Origin of the sequence: Desulfobacter sp., assembly GCA_028768525.1 — a bacterium.
Taxonomy (GTDB): domain Bacteria; phylum Desulfobacterota; class Desulfobacteria; order Desulfobacterales; family Desulfobacteraceae; genus Desulfobacter.
On sequence record CP054837.1, the window covers coordinates 2337622 to 2361859 of the forward strand.

Annotated in this window: 21 protein-coding genes and 3 pseudogenes; 9 read left to right on the forward strand and 15 right to left on the reverse strand. The window is 56.5% G+C overall.

The window, feature by feature from the left end; genetic code table 11:
* Window positions 1–203 precede the first annotated feature (203 nt).
* Window positions 204–593, forward strand: a complete 390-nt coding sequence (locus HUN04_10710; GenBank protein ID WDP90150.1) for a hypothetical protein — start codon at window positions 204–206, stop codon at window positions 591–593.
* 198 nt (window positions 594–791) lie between these two features.
* Window positions 792–1361 carry a hypothetical protein gene (locus HUN04_10715; protein ID WDP90151.1) on the forward strand — a complete coding sequence of 190 codons (570 nt, stop codon included), beginning with the start codon at window positions 792–794 and terminating at the stop codon, window positions 1359–1361.
* A 79-nt stretch (window positions 1362–1440) separates the two neighbouring features.
* Here the strand turns inward: HUN04_10715 and HUN04_10720 are convergent, their stop codons facing one another.
* From HUN04_10720 to HUN04_10750, 7 genes are all read right to left on the reverse strand, one after another.
* The gene (locus HUN04_10720) at window positions 1441–2019 is read right to left on the reverse strand and encodes a TonB-dependent receptor (protein ID WDP90152.1); all 579 of its coding nucleotides are present in this window, start codon (window positions 2017–2019) and stop codon (window positions 1441–1443) included.
* Window positions 2020–2082: 63 nt separating this feature from the next.
* Window positions 2083–3534, reverse strand: coding sequence for a TonB-dependent receptor (locus HUN04_10725; GenBank protein ID WDP90153.1), 1452 nt, complete (start codon window positions 3532–3534; stop codon window positions 2083–2085).
* Window positions 3535–3707: 173 nt separating this feature from the next.
* The gene (locus HUN04_10730) at window positions 3708–4406 is read right to left on the reverse strand and encodes a methyltransferase domain-containing protein (protein WDP90154.1); all 699 of its coding nucleotides are present in this window, start codon (window positions 4404–4406) and stop codon (window positions 3708–3710) included.
* Window positions 4407–5579, reverse strand: coding sequence for an ABC transporter substrate-binding protein (locus tag HUN04_10735; protein ID WDP93248.1), 1173 nt, complete (start codon window positions 5577–5579; stop codon window positions 4407–4409). It lies immediately after the preceding gene.
* 13 nt (window positions 5580–5592) lie between these two features.
* The gene (locus HUN04_10740) at window positions 5593–6465 is read right to left on the reverse strand and encodes a class I SAM-dependent methyltransferase (protein WDP90155.1); all 873 of its coding nucleotides are present in this window, start codon (window positions 6463–6465) and stop codon (window positions 5593–5595) included.
* A gap of 11 nt (window positions 6466–6476) precedes the next feature.
* A complete protein-coding gene (locus tag HUN04_10745; GenBank protein WDP90156.1) occupies window positions 6477–7268 on the reverse strand; it encodes an ABC transporter ATP-binding protein in 792 nt (263 codons plus the stop codon).
* Between the two features lie 11 nt (window positions 7269–7279).
* Window positions 7280–8272 (reverse strand): iron ABC transporter permease, encoded by a 993-nt coding sequence (locus tag HUN04_10750; GenBank protein ID WDP93249.1) that lies wholly within the window; start codon window positions 8270–8272, stop codon window positions 7280–7282.
* A 312-nt stretch (window positions 8273–8584) separates the two neighbouring features.
* On the opposite strand from HUN04_10750, the pseudogene HUN04_10755 reads away from it, so the two are divergent.
* From HUN04_10755 to HUN04_10770, 4 genes and pseudogenes are all read left to right on the forward strand, one after another.
* Window positions 8585–8830 (forward strand): annotated as a pseudogene (locus HUN04_10755) (hypothetical protein).
* A gap of 27 nt (window positions 8831–8857) precedes the next feature.
* Window positions 8858–9109: pseudogene (locus tag HUN04_10760) on the forward strand (hypothetical protein).
* Window positions 9110–9202: 93 nt separating this feature from the next.
* A pseudogene (locus HUN04_10765) lies at window positions 9203–9688 on the forward strand (hypothetical protein).
* A gap of 776 nt (window positions 9689–10464) precedes the next feature.
* Window positions 10465–11502: a GGDEF domain-containing protein gene (locus HUN04_10770; GenBank protein ID WDP90157.1), complete on the forward strand. Its 1038-nt coding sequence runs from the start codon at window positions 10465–10467 to the stop codon at window positions 11500–11502.
* Window positions 11503–11554: 52 nt separating this feature from the next.
* On the opposite strand, the gene HUN04_10775 is transcribed toward HUN04_10770, so the two are convergent.
* On the reverse strand, window positions 11555–12763 hold the full coding sequence (locus HUN04_10775) for an ornithine--oxo-acid transaminase (protein ID WDP90158.1): 1209 nt from the start codon (window positions 12761–12763) through the stop codon (window positions 11555–11557).
* Between the two features lie 224 nt (window positions 12764–12987).
* Between HUN04_10775 and HUN04_10780 the strand changes: the two genes are divergently transcribed.
* Window positions 12988–13761, forward strand: a complete 774-nt coding sequence (locus HUN04_10780) for a transporter substrate-binding domain-containing protein (protein WDP90159.1) — start codon at window positions 12988–12990, stop codon at window positions 13759–13761.
* A gap of 13 nt (window positions 13762–13774) precedes the next feature.
* On the opposite strand, the gene HUN04_10785 is transcribed toward HUN04_10780, so the two are convergent.
* The 6 genes from HUN04_10785 to HUN04_10810 all read right to left on the reverse strand — a co-directional run bounded on the left by HUN04_10785 (window position 13775) and on the right by HUN04_10810 (window position 19794).
* Window positions 13775–14548, reverse strand: coding sequence for an ABC transporter ATP-binding protein (locus HUN04_10785; protein ID WDP90160.1), 774 nt, complete (start codon window positions 14546–14548; stop codon window positions 13775–13777).
* Between the two features lie 11 nt (window positions 14549–14559).
* Window positions 14560–15333: an ABC transporter permease gene (locus HUN04_10790; protein ID WDP90161.1), complete on the reverse strand. Its 774-nt coding sequence runs from the start codon at window positions 15331–15333 to the stop codon at window positions 14560–14562.
* Between the two features lie 8 nt (window positions 15334–15341).
* On the reverse strand, window positions 15342–16289 hold the full coding sequence (locus HUN04_10795; protein WDP90162.1) for an ABC transporter substrate-binding protein: 948 nt from the start codon (window positions 16287–16289) through the stop codon (window positions 15342–15344).
* Between the two features lie 48 nt (window positions 16290–16337).
* Window positions 16338–17333 (reverse strand): radical SAM protein, encoded by a 996-nt coding sequence (locus HUN04_10800; protein WDP90163.1) that lies wholly within the window; start codon window positions 17331–17333, stop codon window positions 16338–16340.
* 96 nt (window positions 17334–17429) lie between these two features.
* On the reverse strand, window positions 17430–17930 hold the full coding sequence (locus HUN04_10805) for a rubrerythrin family protein (GenBank protein ID WDP90164.1): 501 nt from the start codon (window positions 17928–17930) through the stop codon (window positions 17430–17432).
* Window positions 17931–18108: 178 nt separating this feature from the next.
* Window positions 18109–19794 carry an AMP-binding protein gene (locus tag HUN04_10810; GenBank protein WDP90165.1) on the reverse strand — a complete coding sequence of 562 codons (1686 nt, stop codon included), beginning with the start codon at window positions 19792–19794 and terminating at the stop codon, window positions 18109–18111.
* 404 nt (window positions 19795–20198) lie between these two features.
* Between HUN04_10810 and HUN04_10815 the strand changes: the two genes are divergently transcribed.
* Window positions 20199–21281 (forward strand): hypothetical protein, encoded by a 1083-nt coding sequence (locus HUN04_10815; protein ID WDP90166.1) that lies wholly within the window; start codon window positions 20199–20201, stop codon window positions 21279–21281.
* A gap of 140 nt (window positions 21282–21421) precedes the next feature.
* The gene (locus HUN04_10820; protein WDP90167.1) at window positions 21422–23710 is read left to right on the forward strand and encodes a tetratricopeptide repeat protein; all 2289 of its coding nucleotides are present in this window, start codon (window positions 21422–21424) and stop codon (window positions 23708–23710) included.
* Window positions 23711–23719: 9 nt separating this feature from the next.
* On the opposite strand, the gene HUN04_10825 is transcribed toward HUN04_10820, so the two are convergent.
* A complete protein-coding gene (locus HUN04_10825; protein ID WDP90168.1) occupies window positions 23720–24130 on the reverse strand; it encodes a hypothetical protein in 411 nt (136 codons plus the stop codon).
* Window positions 24131–24238: the final 108 nt, after the last annotated feature.

Below are 24238 nucleotides of genomic sequence, written 5' to 3' on the forward strand. Positions count from 1 at the left end.
AAAGTGGCCGGGCCGCTGGGGTGCCCGAGGCTGCGGAAGAGGATCTGTTCCGATATTCCCATTGGACCGGGTGGTGGAATTGTGTTACTTTTTATTTATACATTCAGGGCCAGGGTGTAAGCCGGGCTTCATTTTTCTCTTGCCGTTTGCCGCACCGCTCCGGACCCCAGGCAACGAATTGATCTTAAAAAGGGAAAAGCGCCATGGATAATACCAGGCAACTGCTGAGTATCAGCAAACCTCTGGAACAGATGATTGACAAAACCGCCAACGAAATATTCAAGATTTACAGGGCGAAGCTTCTGTTGGAAGACAATACATATATCATCCCCGGGGTATGGGGGACCGTCAGGGACGGAGACCTGGATGATACCCAGAGGGAAATCCACATCATGGCATCCCGGCTTGTGGATAAGGCCATATCGGCCTTTGGCTTCAATCACCTTTCCAGTTCCCAGCGCTTTGCCCTGCGGTATCTGGTCAACCGGACCCTGATATATACCGTTTCCTATATGATCCAGGTCACCAAAAACCAGGTCAGCTTGAAACAGGAGAGTTTACTCATGAATCTGCCTCCCATGGGCAGGGCCTGAACATTACGGATCCCGGGCGGCTCTTTAAGTGCTGGTTAATATACGGCTCTTTTTCGCCGGCCATGTATCTGACCACGGCTAATGAAAAAAATAGTCTTGCGGCCTCTATTTTGCTATTCTCTATTTTGCTATTATAGATAACACAGCGCTTCGCCGGGAAATAATCCTGGGGACCCAATAAAAATAACATGGTGGCGTATGGAAAAAGAAATCACCCAGATTCTGAACGCGATGGACGTGAAGCAAAACAGGGAAGACGCCGAATCAAAAGCGATTTCGATATACAAACTGGGACCGGAAGCCCTCGATACCCTGCTTGAAATCGGCCTGGCGACAGAAAAAAAGCCAATAGACACGCCCACGAAAAGAAAGTGCCTCAGAGCCGTCATCCTTGCCATCTCTATCTTCTTTACAAAAAACAAATACAGCCCAAAAACAGAATGCCATGCCAGGGTCATGGACTTTTTAATGGATTTATCAATGAAAAATTTCCAATCGGCCAAAACCCTTCTTGGTACCATGGGATATTCCGAATCTGATGTTATCCAAAAAAAACTATTGTCCCTTCCCGTGGCGGAGAAACATCTTCATGATAAAATCATTTCAGTGAATGAGGCCCTTGAGGAAATACGACTGGGAAAATTCTTATCCGGCGGAAGAGGGTTTAAACAGGATCACTACGTTCTGGGAAAGGATAAAAAAAAGGCTTATGCCCTGTATCGGGTCGATAAAAAAAAATTTGCATTAAGGGGGCATACCACCCTGTAATCCGCGGATGGTGCTGAAAAAAACCATCGGGGGAACAGTTCCCCCGATGGACCGAAGCAGAATTCATCCGCTTTGGGTTTTAAAATGAAACCCCCATTGTTATCCCCCAGACATACCTGGGCATGGGATAGCCGGCAATCTCCTCGTACCGGGTGCCGGTAATATTATCGGCAAAGAGGTTGAGGTCGTAGTCCAGCCCGCCCAGCCTGAATGCTTTCCTGAATCCCAGGTCACAGACGGCATAATCGTTGAGTTCCGCCCCCTTCTGGGAGCCCCGGGAACCCACGAACCGGGAGCTGAGCTGGATCCATCCCTCAGGAATGATTTCGTAGGCCGCCAGCACCTTCACCTTGTGTTTGGGCAGGGTGGCCGGCAGGTAATAGGTCCAGTCCTGTTCAAACCCGGTCTGGCTGATATCATGCTCCTGGAAGACATAGGAAGCGGTGATGCGGAATTTTTCGCTCACCTGGAGGGAGGCTTCGACTTCCAGGCCGTAGAGTTCCACGGAATCAATATTGTAGAGGCAGTTGGATCCGGCCCCGGCCATGGGGGCGGTAATGCCGTTGTCGTTGATAAAATCACGGATATCGTAATACCAGGCCGCCGCCCTGAAATGAAGACGGTCCCAGCTCTGGATCATGCCCACTTCATATTCCACAGCGGTTTCAGGCGAAAGTGAAGCGTTGGTTTCGGAGGCGCACCGCGCCCACCAATAGTAATCTCAGGGGCAGGGCAGCCGGTATGAACGCGAGGCTGCCGCATAGAGGGTGGTGTCCTGGGTGAGCCTGTAATCCACCTTGAGGCTGGGGAAAAAATCCGAATCCGTTTCGGTTTTGCCGCTGTTGTCCACGGAAAAGGGCCAGCCCGGCGGCATGGAGGCATACCCCATTTCCATCCAGGATTTATATGTGACCTTGTCCACATGGTAGTAGCGCACCCCAGGGGTCAGGGTCCATTTGTCCCCCAGGGAGACCACATCCTGGAGATAGGCGGACTTCACCCGGTAAATGGTCCGGGTGCCCGAGGGCTGTCCCAGCTCCTGGTATTCAAGGCCCAGGGTGAAGGAATGGTTGTCAAACAGATCCACATCCCGGTATTCGGTGATGATGCCCCGGGTCCTGTCGTCGGAAAACTGGTCCGCCTGAAAGGCACCGGCCTTGCTGTAAAGGCTGGTCACCCGCCGGCCGTCGGTGATGAACCCGTGGACCTTCAATTCCCCCGGCCCTGCCGGCAGGGTAAAGATGCCGTCCAGGTAGTTGGTTTCCTTGTCCCATTCCGGGGTCTCTCCGCCGGGAAGCTGGGGCCAATTCAGGTGGCGCAGCTGGTCCGAGCCCCTGGAAAACACCGGATAATCAGGGTCGTAAAGGGCGGCCACGGCAGGATTCGGATCATTGGGATCATTGACCACGGGCATGCCGTAATTCACCTGGGAGTGTTTAAGATTCAAAGACAATCCCGCCCCTTCAGGCAGGTGGAAATTTAAATGGCCGTTGAATGATTTGGTTTTCTGAAAATTGTTTTTCAGGTATCCGTCACTCTCCTGCTGCCCCCCTGAAAAATGGTAATCCACATGGGAACCGGCACTGCCGTTGAGAGAGGCGGATGCATTGCGGGTATTGTACCGGCCGTATCCCAGATTGACCTGGCCGGCCACTTTTTTATCCCCGGCCCCGCCCTTTTTGGTAATGATATTGATCACCCCGCCGATGGCAAAGGGGTGGAGCACGGAATGGCCGCCCCGGATGATCTCGATCTTTTCCACATCGTCCAGGGTCAGGGTGGACCAGTCCACGATATACCGGCCCATATGGCCGGTATGGTTGATCCGCCGGCCGTCCACCTCAATGACCATCCGGCCCTCGTTAAGCCCCCGGATGGAGACTTCGTCCCCGGGGCTGGCCATGAGGGCGTTGGCGCGCTGGACATCCACCCCGCCGATTTCGGTGAGCACATCGGTGAGGGTGGTAATGGAACCCGGCTTTTCAAACTGGTCCATGTGGATCACGGTCTTGTCCGCCGTAATATCCACCCCCGGCTGGGTGCCGATCACCGTCACCTCTCCCAGGTCGACGGCCGGGCTCTCCGGTTCCCCGGCAAAGGCCGGAGGGGCAAGGATGAGCAATAGAACAATACATAGAATCGGGCGTGACGCCCTGAAAATCGACTTGAACATGAATTTCCTTTCCTTTTTTATAATAGGTTCACTGCAAACCCGCCCCGGCACTGGCGGCGGGCGGAATTGACAGGAAAGGAAATTAACTGGTATGCTTCAATTTCCTCCCCTGGAGGGCCGGGGAAAACAGGCCGCGCATCTGCCAGGATCCTGGCCTGTTTTCCCCCTTGCCACTAGGGGCCGTCCGGCCCCTTCACGGCGGCCAGGCAATAAAAGCCGGGCCTGTCCGTAAAATCACTTATCTTCAGCCCCTGGTCCGCCAGCCAGCCGGCCAGGCAATGGAGGGGCGGCAACTGGTCCCGGGAAACCGGGGTGTGGCCGCGGTGGTGGCCGGCAATCTCCTGGGAGGACATGAGGTGGGCGATTACCAGTCGTCCCCCGGGTTTGAGTACCTTTGCAATCCGTTCAACCGCACCGGCCTGGTCCTGGAAATGAGGGAAACAGGCAAAACAGATCACCCGGTCAAAGGCAGCCGCCCCAAAGGGCATATCCATCACATGGGTGCATTCAAAGGAAATCCGCCCGTCCCGGTGGAGGGCCCGGTTGGCATCAATCATCTCCCGGGCGTAGTCCATCTCCGCCAGACGGCCCTCCGGCCCCAGCCGTTCCAGAAGATAGGGCACCATCACCCCGCTGCCGCATCCCAGGTCCAGAATACGGTGACCGGGTTCAGGGGCCAGCCGGCCCACAATTGCCCATATCTTTTCCCGGTGCAGGTCATGGTTCCCTGTTTCCGGATTTTTATAGAAGTTGTCCAGCCAGCCCGCGGCCCGCCGGTTGAAAAATTCCTGCCTGGCCCGGTCCTGCTGAGCCGGATCGGTATGGGCCGGGTCCTGGTATTCTTCTCTTGTTCTTTCTTTTTCCACCTGCATTTATTCCTCCCGGGTCCAGTCCATCCACTGCCGTGACAAAAGCTGCCCGGCGGTTTCGGCATCGACCTTGTATACCTTTTGATAAAAATCCAGCAGCCATTGATCCAGGCGGATATCCCGGAACCGTTCCGGGTAGGCCGCCTTGGCCATAACCATGATGTCGATGGGGTATTCCAGCCGTTTTTCGCAATTGCAGGGGGTCCAGGGCAGCACGGTCACAGCCCTGTTCTTCACCGCCCGCATCTCCTGGAGCCCCTGGTAATAGGGGGCCTGGTAGAGTTCTTCAGGGGGGTGGTAGCCCCAGGCCGTCACCAGGACGATGAGGTCGGGATCCAGGGTCAGCAGCTGCTCGGTATTCAGGATATTCCAGGCCCCGGGGCCGGTGTAGGCATTGTCCGCCCGGACCACCTGGCCCAGAAAATAGGACTGAAGGGTATCCTCCCCCTTGACATGCCCTGCCCCGCCCTGGCTCCTGGCCTTGGGGGAGAGCCCCAGGAGCAGCAGCTTTTTCCGGTCTTCCGGCCGGATCCCCTCGGTCCGCTCCCGGACCAGGGCCACCCAGGATTCCAGATAAGCAGCCAGCGCCCCGGCCTCATCCTCTTTTTGAAACACCTTCCCCAAAATATTGATTTCCCTTGTAATGGATGCAATGCCGGGATCGGGCATGGTATTGGGGCCGTGGAGCACCACCAGGGGCACCCCCAGGGCGTCCAGAAGCCCGATGGTCTTGTCGAGGATATCCCTGCTCTGGCAGAGGGAACAGGAACCGGTGCGCACAATGATGAGATCGGGATCCAGCGCGGCCACGGTTTCAAAATTAATCCCGGTTCCGGACCGGGCCACCAGGGGCAGTTCCTTAAACCGGGGGTTGAGATGGGTGACGGTGGTCATGCCCTCCTTATAGACAAAACTGGCCCCGTCCCGGCCGGGTATCTCGTAGGACCAGGTCCGGGGCACACAGGCCGACCCAAGGCCCACGATCCGGTCGGCCACCCCCAGCCGGGTCATCACCCCTTCCACCATCCCGTCGCTGATGGTCACCACCCGCTGGATGCGTTGGGGCACCATGACAGTCTTTCCTCTAAAGTCAACCACCGGGATCCGGCTGTCAGCAAAGGCAATTCCTGAAAGACACACCGCCGCCAGGGCCAGTACAGCAAGCGCCCGGCCCATCTGCCCCACCATTTTAAACCGCTTCATATTCACCCTCCTTCACCCGCCATTCAAACCGCATCACCGTATGGTCAAACCCGTGGGAAAGGCCCTCGGTGGTCGCCTCGCAATGGGCCTGAAGAAAGGACTCCAGTTCAGGGCCGTGCTCGGGCATCAGGCAGGAAAACCGCTTGAAATAAAAATTTTTGGCCGCCTCCATATCATGGAAGACTTCCGTGAACCGGCTGGAAAAGGTTTGAACCTCAGGGTAGATGCCGGCCTGGTAAAGGACCTGGAAGAGCACATCACTCTTGGGTCCGCCATGGTATTGGGTGTTGAACAGTTTGGGCCACAAGGCCTTAGGCATGATCTCCCAGGCGGGGATGCCGGCATGCCAGAAAAGGACCACCCTGCCCCGGCAGACCCGGTTCATCTTTTCAACCGCCCCCCGGATATCGGCCATGCCCAGGGACATGGAGGCCAGGACCAGGTCATAGGGCGGATCAAGGTCCCTGCCCAAATCCACCTCCTCCCAGGTCTTTTCCACCCGGATGATATTCTCCATCCCCTTTTGGGCCAGGCTCTTGGCCATCACCCGGTTCATGCCCGGGGAGGGCTCCACCGTGGTCACGGACCGGCAGATCTCCGCCATGGGCAGTGCCAGGTTTCCGGGTCCTGCGCCGATATCCAGCACCCGGTCATGGGGACTCAGGTTCAGCCCCGCCACCGTCTTGAGGATCCGTTTTTCATGGCTGGTATTGGACTTTTCCGCATAGACCCGGGCAGACGACTCGTCCGCCCAGAATTCCCTGCAGCTTTTTCCGGCGGATTGCCGCCACATTTCGGTCTGGGAGGCCCAGACCCGGTTCCAGTCCGTATCTGCGTTCAGTTCAATCACTTGCTCCATAATTCTCCTTTTCAGCCTGCCGGGACCCGCCGGCCCCGGGTTAATCCGCTGGGAAGTATAATTTTCACATCCATTGCCCGGGAGACCTCGCAGGCCCCGCCGTAAATCTCATCCATAAGGTCCTGGGAAAACACCTTTTCCGGAACGCCCCTGGCCGCAACCCCTGAAGGGCCGAGCACCACCGCGGTATCACAGAACCACGACACATGGTTGGGGTCATGGCTGCAGGCCAGAATGCCCGTCCCCTGGTCGGCGATCTGGCGGAGGCAGTTCCAGACCATTGTCTGGTTCCTGAAATCCAGGGCCGAGGTGGGCTCGTCCAGAAAGATAAAATCGGTTTCCTGGGCAATGGCCCGGGCGATGAGCACCAATTGCCGCTGCCCGCCGGAAAGAATGTCATAGGATTCCCCGGCCAGATCCGAAATTCCCACCCGTTCCATGGCCGCCCGGGCTGCGGCCCTGTCCCTGCCCGAGGGGCGGTAGAAACGGCTCATATGGGGGGTGCGTCCCATGAGCACCATTTCATCCACCCGGTAGGGAAAGGGCGGGGTATGGTGCTGGGGCACATAGGCGGCCTGGCGGGCGGTCTCCCGGATCTTCATCTCCTTAAGGTCCCTGCCCCCCAGCCGGACCCGTCCCCTGTCCGGCCGTAAAAAACCCAGGCAGCACTGGAACAGGGTGGTCTTGCCGGAGCCGTTGGGGCCGAAGAGGCCGCATAGTTCCCCCTTGTCCACGGTAAAACTGATATCTTCCAGCACCCGCCGCCTGCCAAAGGAATATTCAAGATGGTCAACACTGAGCATGGTTCTCTCCTCTACACATTCCGCCCCCCTGTCCGCACCAGGAAAAAAAGATAGGGGGCCCCGATCAGGGAGGTAATGATGCCGATGGGAATCTCGGCCTGGGCCAGGTTCCTGGCAATGGTATCGCAGATCAACAGGTAAAGGGCCCCCAGCAGTGCCGAGGCCGGCAGGACCACCCTGTGGTCCGGGCCGAAAATGATCCTTGCGGCATGGGGAATCATCAGCCCCACCCAGGCAATGATCCCCACCGAAGAGACCGCCGCCGCGGTCATCAGGGTGGCCAGGCCGATGAGCAGCAATTTGTTTTTTTCAGGGTCAACCCCAAGGGCCCTGGCCTCCCTATCCCCCATGGAAAGGATGTTCAGTTTCCATCCCGCGGCCCAGAGAATGAAAAATCCCCCCAGGGCTATGGGGCAGATCAGACGGACATCATGCCACCCGGCATAGTAGAATCCCCCCATGAGCCAGAATACAATCTCCCTGAGGGCCTCATCCCGGGCCAGGTATTTGATGATCCCCACCAGGGCGGCAAATACAGATCCGGTGATAATCCCCGACAGCACCAAACTCACCAGGGGGGTCTCCCCCCGGGACCGGGCCATGGTATAGGCCATGCCCACGGCCAGGAACCCGAACCCGAAGGCCAGGACCTGAACGGACATGAAAAAAGAAGGAAAAATAATCCCCAGAGCCGCCCCGAAGGCCGCCCCGGAAGAGATGCCCAGGATATAGGGTTCCACCAGGGGATTTTTAAAACATCCCTGGAAAACGGCCCCGGATGCCGCAAGACAGATGCCCGTCATGATGGCCAGCAGGGCCCTGGGCATGCGGATATTCCAAATGATGGTATGGTAGACCGGGGGGATCGCCCCCATATCCGGCACCCCGAAAATATGTGCGCTCAGGGTCTTTCCCACCAGGGCCGGTGCAATGGGCTTGGCCCCCATTCCCATGCATAAACAGGCCATGGCCGCAACCATTACCCCAAGAACGGCCAGTCCCATCCCCCTGTTCTGCCTGACTTTTTCTATCACAACGGCGCTTTCTCCAATAAAAAAAGGCCATGAATGCAGGCGGACAATTGCTTCCGCCGACCTTCATGGCCTTGTCATTATCTATATTTTTTTGCTCTTTTTTATTTCAAACCCTTCTGGGCCTGATTTCGGGGTCAGTCTTAATACAGCCTAACAAAGGTGTCAACCCCAAAAAATACTCTTTTATCCGCACAGATTCACTATCCGGCATTTTATGTTACCCCCGCCATTAAATGGGGATTTTTTTGCCATTGCAGGACGAACCATGGTATAAAATTCTCCATGCGAACCAGGGCGATAAAAATGGAAACAAAAGTCGCTTTTCCCGGCCATTCAATCCGGCTCCTTATCCATTTTCTTATCCTTGCTTTCCTGGTCACCGGGGCCTGGTCTGGTGCCAGTGCAGGCATCACCCCGCACCCCTACTACCATTTTCACCGCCTCAACCAGCAACACGGCCTGCCCCATACCACCGTATTTTCAATTATCCAGGACAGGACCGGTTTTATCTGGATCGGCACACGAAACGGGGTGGTAAAATACGACGGCACCGCCATGGAAATTTTCCGCCATGACCCCAAAAATCCCAACTCCCTATCCCATAACGACGCCGGCGGTGTACTGGAGGACCGGCAGGGGAATATATGGGTCCGTACCTGGGGGGGCGGCCTGAACCGTATCCACCCGGACTCCGGGGCAATTACCAGGTACCGCCATAATGAAGACATGCCCTCAAGCCTGTCAGGCGACCGGGTGCAGACCCTGTTTGAAGACAGCAGGGGAAGATTATGGGCCGGTACCTTCAACCGGGGGCTGAACCGGTTCAGGCCGGAGAGCGGGGATTTCATCCGGTACCTAACCGGCGGGAAAAACAGCCTTTCCAACAACCGGATCTGGGCCATGGCCGAAACCTTCGACGGCATCCTATGGATCGGCACCGACCGGGGGCTCAACCGCCTGGATGTGGAGAATGACACCATCCAGGCCTTTTTCCCAACCGGTTTAAAGGCGGATGACGCCCCGGGTGATCATGGAAATTCATCAAGGATCAGAGCGCTACTGGCGGCCCCCTCGGGCCGCTTATGGGTGGGGACCGAAAAGGGAGTGCTTCTCTTTGACCCGGCCACCGAAGCGTTCAGCCGCCCCGTCCCCAGCGGCTGGACCCCGCCGGAATTAAACCACACCCCGGTGAATATTCTCCACCGGGGTTCCCGGAGCCGGCTCTGGGTAGGGACACTGAACCGGGGACTCTATCTTCTGGATGAAAACAGGGGCAGATGGCAACAATTCATCAGGCGGCCCGGACGTCGGGACAGTATCTCCCATAACGATATCCGCTGCCTCATGGAAGACCGGTCCGGGGTTCTATGGGTGGGCACCCGGGGCGGCGGGGTGGACCGGCTGAGCCTGCCCTATACCGCCTTTGAAATTTATGAAAGCACAGAGAAAAATACCTGCCGGGGCATCCAATCCATACATGCCCTGTCCGGCGACGCCCGGGGCGGCCTCTGGGTGGGTGCCTGGTACCACGGCCTGAGCCGGTTAGACCCGAACGGCAACTGCCGCAGATACACCAGCCCCCCTCTCCGGGGCACCGGCGCCATGGATATCCACACACTACTGCCCATGGGCACCACCCTCCTGGCCGGCACCTGGGGAAATGGAATTCTGGCCCATGACGACAACACAGGAATGCTCAGCCCCTTCCCCCCCGGACCGGGCAGCTCCGCTGGCAGGGTGATCACCGCCCTGACCCGGGACGGGCAGGGAAAAATCTGGGCCGGGTCCAGGGCAAAGGGGCTCTTTTGGTACGCCCCCGGAACCTGGGAGGAAACACGGGTGGGCTGGGGGGGCAGGGACCGGACCATCACCGCCCTTCTGGCCGATAACCGGAACAGGGTCTGGGCGGGGACCGCCTCGGGGCTGTTTTCAGTGGATGGAACGGCGGGAGCCGCCCCGGGCAATAAAAATACCGAGGCCCTGCTGCCGGACCATTCCATTACGGCCCTGGCCCTGGGCCGCCTGGGGGACATATGGGCCGGCACAGACCAGGGCCTGGTTCAATTGGATAGTAACCAGAATAAAATCCGGGAATACAACAAAGGCAACGGCCTGGCCGGGGAAAGGATCCAGGCCATTCAAACCGGCGCCTCCGGCGGCATATGGATGTCCACAGACCGGGGCATCTCCCGCCTGGACCCTGCAACCGGGCTTTCCCTCAACTTCAGCCTTCCCCTGGTCTTCAACCCGGGAGCGGCCGCCCATTTTCGGGTAAAAAGGAGATATCCCTCTCCCATGGGGAAAACAATTTATCCATATCCTTCGCCCTCCTGGACTTCCATGACCCTGAAAACAACACCTACAGATACCGGCTCCAGGGCCATGACAACACCTGGCACCATGTCCGCGGCAAGGGAACAACCGTTCACTATGCCGGCCTCCGGCCCGGACGATATTTTTTCCAGGCCGAGGGCACCAATGCCATGGGGATTAAGGGCGCCCAGCCCGTCTCCCTGGCCCTGGACATCGCCCCGGCCTGGTGGCAGACCACGGCCTTTAGAATTCTGGCTGTCATTACGGCCGGCCTCATTTTATATGGCCTGGTCAGGCTGAAAACCAGCCATGTCCTGCGTCGGAATAAAAAGCTGGAACAATTGGTAAAAGAAAGGACCAGGGAACTTGAAGACCAGGCCAGGAAGCTTGACGCGCTCTCCCGCAGGGACCCTCTCACCGGCCTGTACAACCGGAGGGGATTTTTAAAGCGATTCTCCCATGAAACCGTACGTCAGCGGCGGCATAAGGAGACCATGACCGTTATCCTGGCGGATATCGACGATTTTAAAAAAATCAACGACACCCTGGGCCACGATGCAGGAGATTATGTACTGGAAACCCTGGCGCAATTTCTGGGCCGCCAGGTCAGGGAACAGGATATTCTGGGGCGCTGGGGGGGCGAGGAGTTTATCTTTCTGCTTCCGGAAACCGATGCCCGGGGCGGAACCGTTCTTGCCGAACGGATCCGCCGGAACCTGGCCCGGGAAAAATTTATCTGGAAGGATGAACCGGTCAGGCCTTCCATGACCTTCGGGCTGGCGCCGCTGTTACACGGCCAATCCCTGGATGAAGCCGTTGCCAATGCAGACAAGGCCCTGTACAGGGGCAAAACATCCGGAAAAAACAGGGTAGAAACCCTGATGTGAACAACAGCGGGACGGTGTGCCCCCTGTGTCCGGAACATGCCCGTCCCACATACTAGGCAAAGGCTTTTTTAATTTTCTCCACAGCCCAGTCAATTTCCGCTTTGGTGATGATCAGGGGCGGGGCAAACCGGATGGTATAGGTATGGGTTTCCTTGCAGAGAATACCCATGGTCATCAGCTTCTCGCATATGGCCCTGGCGCCGCCATCGGTGCCCTCCTCAAGCTCTATGGCGATCATCAGGCCGATGCCCCGGACTTCCTTAATGGCCGGGCTCTGGATGGTTTTGAGCTGTTCCAGGAAATAGGCGCCGACGGTTGCGGCATTTTCCACCATCTTCTCTTCCACCAATACCTTCAGGGCGGCCCGGGCCACAGCGCAGGCCAATGGGTTGCCGCCGAAGGTGGAGCCGTGCTGGCCCGGCTGAAGCAGCCCCAGGACCTCGTCGTTGGAGAGGACGGCGGATACCGGATAGAATCCCCCGGACAATGCCTTGCCGATGAGGGTGAGGTCAGCCTGAACCCCTTCGTGTTCCTCGGCAAGCAGTTTGCCGGTCCGGCCCAGGCCGGTCTGGATTTCGTCCAGAATCATGAGGATATTTTTTTCCGTGCAGATACGGCGGACGTCCTTGAGGTAGCCTTTGGGCGGAATGATGACCCCGGCCTCACCCTGAACCGGCTCCACCATAAAGGCCACGGTGTTGGGAGTGACGGCATCTTCCAGTGCCTTGGCATCCCCAAAGGGGATGGTTTTAAAACCGGGAGTAAAGGGGCCGAAGTTCCTGCGGGCGTTGTCGTCGGTGGAAAACCCGATGATGGAGAGGGTCCGGCCATGGAAATTATCCTTGCATACGATGATCTCGGCCTGGCCTTCGATGACGCCCTTGGATTCATACCCCCATTTCCTGGCGCATTTGATCACGGTTTCAACGGCTTCGGCACCGGAATTCATGGGCAGCATCCGATGGGAATCGGTGAGGCTGCACAACTCTTCGTATAACAGGGGAAGCTGGTCGTTCCTGAAGGCCCGGGAGGTCAGGGTCAGTTTCTCGGCCTGGTCCAGCATGGCCTGGCGGATCTTGGGGTGGCAATGCCCCTGGTTGACGGCTGAATAGGCCGAGAGGCAGTCCATATATTTGTTACCGTCCACATCGTATACCCAGATGCCTTCCCCTTTTGAAAGCACCACATCCAGGGGTTTATAATTTTTTGCCCCGAACTGGTCTTCAAGTGCGATGAGTTCTTTGGCTTTCATATTATCCATCCTTCCTGAGTCTATGATTTCTATTAATGGAACCCCTGTGCTGGACATTCCATGGCTGATCTATCATTAAACATGAAACCGGTTTCAGGCGTCAACCGATTTTAATACATGAAATGCATGACAAAAGCTCATTCAAAATCAAATGGCCTCCCCTTTTGCACAGGGCCAATATCTCCCGCCCCAAAGTGGACATTTATAAATAAAAGGCCTATAATCTTCCCCCTATGAAAAGGATCTGCCTCTTAACAGCTTTGTTCTACCTATTCCTTGCACCGGCAGCCGCCGGCCCATTGCCAAAAGAGGCGGCGTCTTCACTGCCCATAAAAAAAGTCCTTTCCGCCAGCCCCTCCTGGGAGCGGTTCACCAACAAAGACGGCACAGGACTTTACCACGAAATTTTGAACCGGATATTCTCAGACCTGGGCGTCCAGGTAAGCCATAAATACACCAATGCCAAGCGGGGCCTGTACCTGGTCAGGAACGGGCAGGCAGATATGTATACCTGCAAAAACAAGGACGGCATTCTCCCCGGTCTTTTGCTGGGCAGGCACAAAATGTATGAAGGCAGATTTTACGCTGTATTCAAAAAAAATAATATCAATTCCTGGCAGGGGCCTTCTTCCCTGATCGGCCGGAAAATAGTCTGGCGGCGGGGATATTACAAGAATTCGGAATTCCCGGCCGGCATCATCCCCATTGAAACCGACTCGGGGAACGCGGCCCTGGGACAGATCCTCATCGGCCGTTGCGACGTTTACATTGATGATTTAAATCTTATACAGGAGACCATTGCTGCCAGCCCCTTTAAGGTCCCCTCATCTGACCTGCGCATTGAACCGGTAGGCGCAAGAAGCTATTATCCGGTTTTCCAGGATTCCAAAAGGGGAAGGACCATAATGGCACTCTATGACGCAGGCATGGAAAGGCTCATCACCACCGGGGCTCTGGAGAAAATTTTCAAAAAATGGGGCCACCCCTTTCCGGATTATGATGAATAATCAATCTTGACAATCATACCGGGGCAACAAGGGACTTCAGCCGTGCCGCCAGGGCGGTGAAGGTTTCATCTTCCTGAATCCGGGGACGGGGAAGGCCGATGGGGACATAGGCATCGGCAGCCCCCCCTTCACCCATCACCATGGTCCGGTCCGAAAGGGTCACGGCCTCACGTACATCGTGGGTGACGAAGACAATGGTCTGCTTCAGTTCCGCCCAGAGTTCCAAGAGCAGGTCCTGCATCCGCTCCCGGGTCTGGGCGTCCAGGGCGGCAAAGGGCTCGTCCATGAGCAGGACCTCGGGGCTGAGCACCAGGACCCGGGCCAGGGCCACCCGCTGCTTCATCCCCCCTGAAATCTCCTTTGGCAGGTAATGGCGAAACCGCCCAAGGCCGGTGAGTTCCAGGAACCGGTTCACCCGGTCCGCCTTTTCTCCTGCTGCCAGCCCCTTCCCCTTAAGCCCGAACCCGATATTCTCCTCCACGGTGAGCCAGGGAAAGAGGGCATCTTCCTGGAAGACCACACAGCGGTCCGGGCCGGGGGCGGACACGGGTGTCCCCTTGAATAATATCCGCCCTGCCGTGGGCTGGATGAAGCCGGCCAGCAGCTTAAGCAGGGTGGACTTGCCGCAGCCGCTCTGCCCCAGGACGCAGATAAACTCCCCGGCCGCCGCTGCAAAGCTCAGGCCGGAAATCACCCGGATCCGGCTGCCGTTCACCGGAAATTCCATTGCCAGGCCCTGAACATCCAGCATCGTGATCTGTTCTGATTCTTTCACTTCATCCTTCATATGGATTCATATCATATCTGGCGGGCCGCACTTTTAAAACAGAATTTCAACCCGTTTTTCAACAGCCAGTCGCTGGCCTGGCCCATTAAGGCGATAATAATAATGCCCACAACGATCATGTCGATACGGCCCAGCATCCGGGCATCCATGATCACCGCTCCCAGCCCGTCGGGCACCCCGGAGAGTTCCCCCAGCACCAAATAGGCCCATGAGATGCCCAAGCCCAGGCGCAGCCCAGTGGTAATGGCGGGCATGGCCGCAGGCAGAAGAATGGCAAAGGTGCCCCGGACCCGGTCCACCCCCATCATGGCCCCGGCCTGGAGCAGCAGAGGGTTGACCTGGGCGGCGCCGGAAGCGGCATTGAGATAAATGGGAAAAAAGGCGGCCAGGGCCACCAGGAATACCGTTGTTTTCAGGCCGATGCCGAACCAGACCATGGCCAGGGGCAGCCAGGTGATGCCGGGCACCGCCCGCAATCCGTTCACCGGGGTGTTCAGCAGGCGGGCCGCCGCCGGCACCCGGCCGGACCAGATGCCCAGGGTCAGGCCCAGGACCGTTGCCAGGCCGAACCCCAGGCCCACCCGGCCCAGGCTGGCCAGGGCATCTCCGGCAAAACGGCCGGCATAGGGCCCCTGCCCCGGGGTCCCCAGTATATACAACCGGGCCATGTCCAGGGTGTCTCCGGGCGAAGGCAGCAGATACGCCGGCACCCAGCCCAGGCGTGAGGCCATACCCCATCCCATGAGCGCCGCAGCCGGCAGAATCCATGGCAGGATACGGTGCATCCGGCGTCCTACTCCCCGGCCTCTGCCCTGACCTGGTTCACAAAGCTTAAATCAAACAGCCGGTCATAATCGGGCTGGCGTTTGATCACTCCCAGATCCTGCATCCGCTCCCCCAGGGCCCGGGCCCGTTTTACAAAGGACGCGTCCATATCCCAGGCCAGTTCCATGTTGGGGGCAGCCCCTTCCAGCACCTCCATGGGGGTGCCGAACTCTGAGGCCTTTTTCAGCCACTTTTCTTTATCCTTCTGCAGGTGGCGGGTGGCCCGGGCATGGGCCCTGACCATATCCAGAACCAGGCCGGGATTTTTCTCAATGGTTTTCCGGGTCACCAGCATGCCCGCATTGATGGTGCCGATGGATTCCCCGTAATAGGGATAGGAAAGAATCCTGCCGTAGCCCTTGAGCTTGGCCATGGTGGGGAAAGGCTCCCCCGAGACAAAGGCGTCAATGCCGCCCCGGGCCAGGGCCAGGCCCATGTCGAAAAAATCCACCCGGGTCAGCTGCACGTCCCGGTCCGGGGAAAGGCCTGACCGGACCAGGGATTCCCTGAGCAGGATCTCGTGCATGGTGCCGGGCACATATCCGATTTTTTTCCCCTTGAGGTCAGCCGGGGACTGAACCGTGCTGTCCGCCCCCACCACAAAGGCCGAACATTTATTGCATAGTGCCGCCACCACGACCACGGGCTGACCCAGGGAGGCCGAGTGCAGGGCGTGGGCAATGGTGGTGCCGCAGATATCCAGATTGCCGGCCAGCAATGCGGTTTTCTGGTCGGCGGGATTGGTAAATGAAAAAACCTTGACGGAATTCCCCGTCCCGGTGAACTTTTCATAGAAAAAAGGCTGGATGGTCTGGGCCGTTTTCCAGGTACCCGCGTTAAATGCCAGGGCCGTTCCCGGGCAGCAGACCGCCCAGAAAAAGAGGAGGGCCAATGAGATCCATTTCATCTTTTTCATATCAATATTCTCCATCATATCAGCATACAACTTCATATCAACATTCTTCTAAAAGCAATTAGACGGCAGATCAGGATTCCATCCGGTCTCCCAGTGCATCCTGCGGCATGCGGCAATATCCATTGCCCTGCCCTTTCCGGTATCTGCCTGGTCATCCCTGGGACTGGAGCCCTTTTCCGGGAAAAAGAGGTTGGCACCGGCGGTCATGGAGGCGGTATGGGGCTCGTGGGTGCAGTGGGCACGGGGCACCCGGCCCATGACCAGACGGGAAACCGCCACCAGGCGGGCCATCTCAAATTCCGTAATCATTCCGTATTTTTCCATGGGGCTGCCCGGGAAGTTCACCCGGCGCATCACCCCGGAATAGGCGGCCCCGTACTCCCGGGCCAGAAACATGAGCTCCACCAGTTCTTCCGGCCTGTGCTCCGGCCCCACCGGTTCCACGCAGTTCATCCATTTCAGCCCCACATCCCTGAATACCTGGATGGTATGGATCCGTTTTTCCTTTTTCAGGGGGGTATCCCGGCCCTCACCCAGGCGCACTGCATGGTAGGCCCCCACAAATCCGGCCTCAAGGAGTTGTTCCCCCTCGGCGTGGGAGATATCCCGGGTATTGGCCACCAGGGGCACGGCAACGGCTTTTTTCAGCCGCTCCCCCAACTCGAGAAGCCGGTTAAAAGAATAGGTGCCCGTGGTCATGATGTTCAGGGCATCGCCCCCGTTGGACTCGGCCTCCCGGGCCCATGCCAGAATCTGTTCATATTCAAATTCGATTTTTTCGGTAAATATCCCCGCTTCCTTGGTCAGGGAGCAGAAGCGGCAGTTCAGGGGACAGGGTTCAAGGTTCACCCCGATGTGGAGATGGTTCTCCCCCTTCAGGCCGAAGGTCTGACGGGACAGCCGGTCAGCCGTTTCCATCAGAGCATAGGTTTCTTTGGACCGCAGGTCCAGCCGGATCAGGGCATCGGCCTCTTCCCGGCTGATGCCGTCATCAAGGGATTTATCAAGAATGTACTCAATTTTCGGTTGGATTCGCCAGCCCATGGTCTTCCTTTTTCTAGGCGTTTTATCGCCAGGCGCTCTATCGCCGTACATAATAAAAAGGGCCGGGAAAAGGACTTCCCCCGGCCGGATGATCTGCTAGGAAATTTCAATATACTTTTTACCGGGCACATTGCATACCGGGCATTTTTCCGGGACACCGCCCTCAATGGTATGGCCGCATACCGGACAGATGTGGATGCTGGCTTCAGGCAGGTCACCGCCCCCTTTCACCGCCTCAAGGGCCTTGGTGTAGAGGTCGTGGTGGACTTCCTCCACGGGCATGGCGTTTTTAAATGTGGTCAGCGCCTTTTTATTGCCCTCTTTTTGGGCTTCTTCAATGAATTGAGGGTACATTTCCTTGAATTCATGGGCTTCGCCGGCAATGGCAGCTTCAAGGTTTTCCAGGGTGGCGTTGATCCCCCCCATTGCCCTAAGGTGGGCATGGGCGTGGATGGTTTCGGCTTCCGCCGCAGCCCTGAACAACTTGGCCACCTGGGGAAAGCCATCTTTATCCGCTTTGGCGGCAAAGGCAAGGTATCTGCGGTTGGCCTGGCTCTCTCCTGCAAATGCTGCTGCTAAATTTTCCATGGTTCCCATGAGTATACTCTCCTTATATTTCTATTAATGATAATGGATCCTGAGATTTTATTCACAATGTAGAAGAGTATATCAGGCCCCCGGGATTTGCAAGTTCGGGCTGAATAAAGATGGCGGTGGGATGTTCAGGGCCGGGGAGAGAGCCCCGGCCCGGTAAAAACAGGAAAAAGGGTAAGGATCAGGCGGTTTTCACGGCTGCGGCGGCCTGGCGGTCAAGGAGATCAACGGCAAGCTCCCGCAGTTTATACTTCTGGATTTTGCCCGAGGCTGTGGTGGGATACTCGTCCACGAAAAAGAAAAAAGCCGGAATCTTATGAAAGGCGATTCTGTCGGCACAGAACATTCGGAACTCATCGGATTCGGCATCTTCGCCGTTTCTCAACTGGATATAGGCGGCCACTTCCTCCCCGTACCTTTCGCTGGGCACCCCCACCACCTGGACATCCAGAACCTTGGGGTGGGTATAGAGGAATTCCTCGATCTCCCTGGGGTAAATATTTTCCCCGCCCCGTATGATCATATCCTTGATCCGGCCGGTGATCTTACAATATCCCTGTTCATCCATCACGGCCAAATCGCCGGTATGGAGCCAGCCGTCTTTGGTGACGGCATTAGCCGTGGCCTCAGGATTTTTATAATACCCCTTCATTACATGGTAGCCCCGGGTGCAGAGTTCCCCCTGGACGCAGATATCCACCGGGTCACCCGTGACCGTGTCCACAATTTTCACCTCCACCCCGGGCAGGGAACGGCCCACCGTGGAGACCCTCAGGTCCAGGGAATCCTCTGGCCGGGTCTGGGTAATCCCGGGGGAGGCCTCGGTCTGGCCGTAGACTATGGTCATTTCGTCGGCCCCCATGAGATTCACCACCTTTTTCATCACTTCAATGGGGCAGGGGGAACCGGCCATGATTCCGGTCCGCAGGGAACTGGTGTCATAGGATTTATTCTCCATCTCTTCCAGTTCGGCAATGAACATGGTGGGGACCCCGTGGAGGGCGGTGCATTTATTGGCCTCCACCGCCTCAAGCACCGTCCCGGGCTTAAACTGGGTCACCGGAGACATGGCGGCCCCGGAAACCACGCAGGTCAGGGTGCCCAGCACACAACCGAAGCAGTGGAAAAAAGGCACCGGAATACAGAGGTTGTCTTCCGGGGACAGGTTCATGCAGGCCCCCAAACTCTTGGCATTCCCGATAATATTGGTATGGGAAAGCATCACGCCCTTGGGAAAACCGGTGGTGCCCGAAGTATACTGCATATTGATCACCTCATCGGGGTCCAGGGATGCCTGGCGGGCCGCAAGTGCCTCATCTGAGACGGATTTCCCCATCTCAATCATATCATCCCAGGCCAGCATTCCGGGAAGGCACTCCCTGGGATCCCCCACATAGACCACATTTTTCAGTTCAGGCAGCTTCGCACTTTTCAACTGCCCCGGCTCACAGTCCATGATCTCGGGGGCGACCTCCCTGACCACATTGATATATTCATCCGCACTTCTGACACCGCCGATGAGAATCAGGGTTGAGGCATCGGATTGGGACATAAGGTATTCCAGTTCAAAACTTTTATAATTGGTGTTCACCGTAACCAGCACGCCGCCCATCTTCCCGGTGCCGTACTGGGAATAGAGCCACTGGGGGACATTATTTGCCCAGATCGCCACCTTGTCTCCCGGTTGAATTCCCAGAGCCATGAATCCCTTGGCCGTTTCATTGCACTCATCCCTGAATCCTGACCAGGTATGGCGGATCCCGTATTCATAATAATTAACCGCTTCATTCTCTCCGAATTGGTCCGCCACAAGATCCACCAATTGCCCAAGTGTTGTTTCGCCGACACGGAACTGGGGAACTGCCATACATACCTCCGTTCTGGATGTGGAAAAGCGGGAAAGAAACCATAGCTGTAAACCGCACCGTACCGAATAACGCCAGATCAGATCAAAAAAGCGACTACCCGCTTTTTCGTGGGTTGATAGTTAATTGGTGACCGGACGAAAATTTATGATTTTCGTCCGGTCACCAATTAGGATGTAGTAAATGAAATCCACGATAACAATAGGAGAGAAGCGCAAATTGGATGTAGGGCAATTTCCCTATCCCCCATAGGTTTAAACCCTATGAAGAATATTGATTTTTTTTATTAATTTTACTATAGATTTCCAAGTGCCTTTTCCTTTCTGTCCTCTATTGAGCACGTTTTCAGGCCGGATGCCGCCTTCCCCATGCCACCCAAACACCTGTAACCATAAGGGAGGATGCCATGCAGATCGATTTTCACCACACTGTAACCTACGTGACGGCCCGGGCAGCGGGGTTTGATCACCCCGGGGCTGAAAAAATCGCCTATTGCGCCCAATATGTAGACGACGCTGTACAGACAGGCACCATCCGGTTCCAGAACCGGGCCCTTTACGCCCGGACCTGCTCCGCACATAAAATGGCGGATTACAGAAATTTTAAGGCATTGGCCAACCACCGGGTCTGGCTGCCCTTCCACTTTCTCCCGGGAAACGACGGACATGGGGCCGGGGAAAAGCCCCATCAGCACTTTACCGAAAAAGTCGTCTGCAGAAAAGAGAGCCCCGTGGCCCGGGATATGATTGCCGCCTGCATCCGGGACAGGGACAAGCCCTTCGGCCTCCACCGTCTGGGCATCACCATGCATGTCTACGCCGATACCTGGGCCCACCGCGGTTTTGCCGGCATCAACCATGACATCAACGACATCAGCCGGCTGAAAGACGAATCCGGCACCGGCCTTGATCCGGAAAACATGCTCCACCGGTTCTTTGGCAGGCTTTTTGACAAAACCGCCGGTAAACTTACGGGGGATATCCTGCCCCTGGGCCATAGTGCCGCCCTGAGCTTTCCGGACCTGCCCTACCTGAACTGGAGTTATAAAAATCACAGGGGGGAACGGCAGTACCGGTCCAACACCGATGATTTCATGGCTGCAGCCAACGGTCTCTGCCGGGCCATGCAGCGGTTCAGGGCAGGTGATGCAGACGCCCAGGTGCCGGGCCTGGATGAATTCTACAAAACCAAAATCCATTCCCTGTTCACGACATTTACCTATGAAGAAGGCAAAGACCGCCACAGCGCCTGGTTAAGGGCCATAGAAGAGGGCTATTTCCCATTCGGGGCCAGGTCCCTGTCCTATGATCCTTGTGGGAAACACTCGTGGAAGCACCGGGCACTGGGAACGGCTAAGGCGGCCGAAGCCTACCCCTGGCATCCGGACTTTCTGGAAAGCAACTGGAAATACTTTCACGATGCCCTGCTGGACCACAGGTTCACCCTTGTCCACGAGATTCTCCCCCGGTACGGCATCTGCGCCGCCTGACCCGGCCGGCAACAGATCCGCCAACACGGCCCGGGTTTTTCCATCGATAATACTAAAACCTGTTTTTTGCCGTTGCCAATTGCAGGGAAATTGGGATAAAAGGGGTATTATTCATTCAACGTTACGTTCAGGAGAGTTCTATGTTCCCCAACAATCTCAAAAGAATCATTCCGGTATTTTTAATCTTATCCACCCTGATCTGGGGTTGCGCATCCGAACAGAAAAAAACCGACTCCTATATCAGCGAGGCAGAGGCCTACTTCCAGACCGGGGAATATGAAAAGGCCCTGATACAGCTTAAAAACGCCATCAAGCTGGCACCGGAATCCATCAAGGCCCATACCCTGATGGCCAAAACCCACCTCAAGCTTAAAGACGCCCCCAATGCCTACAAAACCCTTCTCCGGCTGGAACAGCTTGCCCCGGAGGACCTGGACACCAAACTTGAACTGGCAGGATTTGCCATTTTAGCCAAGGATCTCACCCAGGCCCGGAAAAGGGTGGATTTTATCCTGGAAAAAAATCCGGACCATATAAAGGCCCTTTACCTGAACGCCGGCCTCATTGCACGGGAAAAGGCGTTACCGGAATCCATGGCCGGAATTTACCGCCGCATTCTTGAGTTGGATCCCAAACAGGTCAGGGCCCATATTGCCCTGGCCGGCATCTACACCGCCGGAAAAGAGACACAGCGAGCGGAGACCCACCTGAAGGCCGCCCGGGACCTGGACCCTGAAAACCTGGGCATATACCGTGCCCTGTACGGCCTTTATCTTTCACAACAGGAAAGAGACAAGGCGGAAGACCTGCTCAAACAACTGGCCGCAAGCATGCCCGGCAAGGGTGATGCCCAGGTCATGCTGGGCAGCCATTACCTGTCCGTGGGAAAACAGGATGAGGCTGTGGCGGTACTGGAAAAGGCAATTGTCTCGGATCCCCAAAACATCAAACCCCATCTGGTCCTGGCCCGCCACTTCAACGCCGCCGGCGCCCCCGAAAAAGCCGAAAACTATATCCAGAAGGCCGTGGCCATCGCCCCGGACAACCATGAACTCAAACTGCTTCATGCCGAGTTCCTCCTCAGCCATAAAAACCTTGAACAGGCCGAAGCACTGGTGGACGAAATTCTCAAAGCGCGCCCCGCCCATGCACCGTCAAGGGCGATAAAGGGCAAAATCCTGGCGCAAAAAAAACAGTTGGATAAGGCCATTGCCATCTTCCGGGAACTGGTACAAGAAGAGCCCAACTCTGCGCCCACCAATTTTATGCTGGGAAGCACCCTGATCAAACGCGGCCGTTCCAAAGAAGGACTGCCCTATATTTCCAAAACCCTGGAACTGGCCCCGAACCACCTTCCGGCCCGGATGGTCATGGCCGGCAGCCATCTTAAAAATAAGGATTATTTTCTGGCCGAGACCGAAGTGAATCATGTGCTGGCCAGCACCCCGGACAACTACAGCGCCAACATTCTTCTCGGCAATATCCATCTGGCCCGGAACGAACTGGATCAAGCCAGGGCCGTCTATGAAAGAATGATTGTCATTGCACCGGACAACCCGGCGGCCTATTTCAGGCTGGGCCTGGTCTGCCGGGCGGAAAAAAAGACCGAGGCGGCATTGGAAAATTTCAATAAGGCCCTGGCGCGCAACCCCATGCTCATGGATGTCTTTACCCAGCTCATTGATGTCCATGCCGGAAACAACGCCCACCAACAGGCGATAACCGTCTGCGACAGCCATCTGGAAAAGGTGGCGGGCACCCCAATCGCAGCCTCCGTTATCCTGAACCTCAAGGCAGGGCTACTCATCGCCCTGGGCCAGACCGAGCCGGCCAAACAGTCCCTTGAACTGTCCATCCGTAAAAACCCCGCTTATATTCCCCCCTATCTGACCCTGGCCGGACTCCATAAGGCCGGGGGGAATACGGACCAGGCAATGGCATTGTATACGGAACTGATCCGGCACCGGCCGGACCAGGCCGCCCCGCATACGCTCCTTGGCACCCTTTACGAAAAAAAGAATAAATGGGATCTGGCAGAAACCCATTATAAAAAATCCCTGTCCGTCAATCCGAATTTCATTCCCGCCCTGAACAACCTGGCCTTTTTATATGCCCAGCAGAACAGGAATCTGGACGAAGCACTGGCCCTGGCCCGGCAGGCCAGGGTAAAAACAGGCGGCATCCCAGCGGTCATCGACACCCTTGGATGGGTCTATTATAAAAAGCAACTCTATCCCAGCGCCGCACAGGAATTTAAAGCCTGCGTGGACAAGGAACCGCAGAACCCGGTCTTCCACTACCATCTCGGGATGACTTACAACAAAATGTGGAAATACGAACAGGCCAGGGCCGCACTGGAAAAGGCCCTGGCACTGAAACCGGATTTCAAGGGCAGCGGCGAAGCCAGAAAAATCCTGGAGCAGCTCTGAGCCGGGGCATCAATATTTATACTTTTTCTTTTTCGGCTTTTTCTGCTTTTTGGACTTTTTCTTATAGGCTTTGAGCTTTTGGGGCACCTCATTGCCGGCAGCCAGCCGCCATCCCCCCTGGAGAGTTGCCGATACATACCATCTTCCGCTTTCGGCGAGGCGCATGTAAAGGCCGTCCAGAAAATAGGTGCCAGGGATATTCACCACCACATAGGCGCCTTCCCTCTGATGATATTCCAGGGTATGTCCCTGGTGTTTATGGCGGTACCCATGGGCCGGGGCATGGGGCGGCGGCCCGTGGCCCTTGTGTTTGACCACCGGAGAGCCGGCCACAGGTCCGTGTCCTGCCTCGGGAAAGGTTCTGCAGCCGGGCCAGACGGCCAGCATCAAAAATAAAAGGATCCAGATCAGTCTTTTCACAATTTCCCCCCATTTTTTACGGTTTCCTTTTCCTTACGTCATTTTGAACCAAATTACCAATATTTTCCGGCCGAGGTTTACTCAATCCCAAAGATATAGTAGACAATG

Coding starts and splice junctions, on each gene's coding strand:
- HUN04_10805 (WDP90164.1), bottom strand. CDS start 17,930: ATGGGAACCATGGAAAATTTAGCAGCAGCATTTGCAGGAGAGAGCCAG.
- HUN04_10745 (WDP90156.1), bottom strand. CDS start 7,268: ATGCTCAGTGTTGACCATCTTGAATATTCCTTTGGCAGGCGGCGGGTG.
- HUN04_10795 (WDP90162.1), bottom strand. CDS start 16,289: ATGAAAAAGATGAAATGGATCTCATTGGCCCTCCTCTTTTTCTGGGCG.
- HUN04_10725 (WDP90153.1), bottom strand. CDS start 3,534: ATGTTCAAGTCGATTTTCAGGGCGTCACGCCCGATTCTATGTATTGTT.
- HUN04_10790 (WDP90161.1), bottom strand. CDS start 15,333: ATGCACCGTATCCTGCCATGGATTCTGCCGGCTGCGGCGCTCATGGGA.
- HUN04_10780 (WDP90159.1), top strand. CDS start 12,988: ATGAAAAGGATCTGCCTCTTAACAGCTTTGTTCTACCTATTCCTTGCA.
- HUN04_10775 (WDP90158.1), bottom strand. CDS start 12,763: ATGGATAATATGAAAGCCAAAGAACTCATCGCACTTGAAGACCAGTTC.
- HUN04_10820 (WDP90167.1), top strand. CDS start 21,422: ATGTTCCCCAACAATCTCAAAAGAATCATTCCGGTATTTTTAATCTTA.
- HUN04_10810 (WDP90165.1), bottom strand. CDS start 19,794: ATGGCAGTTCCCCAGTTCCGTGTCGGCGAAACAACACTTGGGCAATTG.
- HUN04_10730 (WDP90154.1), bottom strand. CDS start 4,406: ATGCAGGTGGAAAAAGAAAGAACAAGAGAAGAATACCAGGACCCGGCC.
- HUN04_10770 (WDP90157.1), top strand. CDS start 10,465: ATGGATGTCCACAGACCGGGGCATCTCCCGCCTGGACCCTGCAACCGG.
- HUN04_10785 (WDP90160.1), bottom strand. CDS start 14,548: ATGAAGGATGAAGTGAAAGAATCAGAACAGATCACGATGCTGGATGTT.
- HUN04_10800 (WDP90163.1), bottom strand. CDS start 17,333: ATGGGCTGGCGAATCCAACCGAAAATTGAGTACATTCTTGATAAATCC.
- HUN04_10735 (WDP93248.1), bottom strand. CDS start 5,579: ATGGGCCGGGCGCTTGCTGTACTGGCCCTGGCGGCGGTGTGTCTTTCA.
- HUN04_10740 (WDP90155.1), bottom strand. CDS start 6,465: ATGGAGCAAGTGATTGAACTGAACGCAGATACGGACTGGAACCGGGTC.
- HUN04_10750 (WDP93249.1), bottom strand. CDS start 8,272: ATGGGACTGGCCGTTCTTGGGGTAATGGTTGCGGCCATGGCCTGTTTA.
- HUN04_10815 (WDP90166.1), top strand. CDS start 20,199: ATGCAGATCGATTTTCACCACACTGTAACCTACGTGACGGCCCGGGCA.
- HUN04_10715 (WDP90151.1), top strand. CDS start 792: ATGGAAAAAGAAATCACCCAGATTCTGAACGCGATGGACGTGAAGCAA.
- HUN04_10710 (WDP90150.1), top strand. CDS start 204: ATGGATAATACCAGGCAACTGCTGAGTATCAGCAAACCTCTGGAACAG.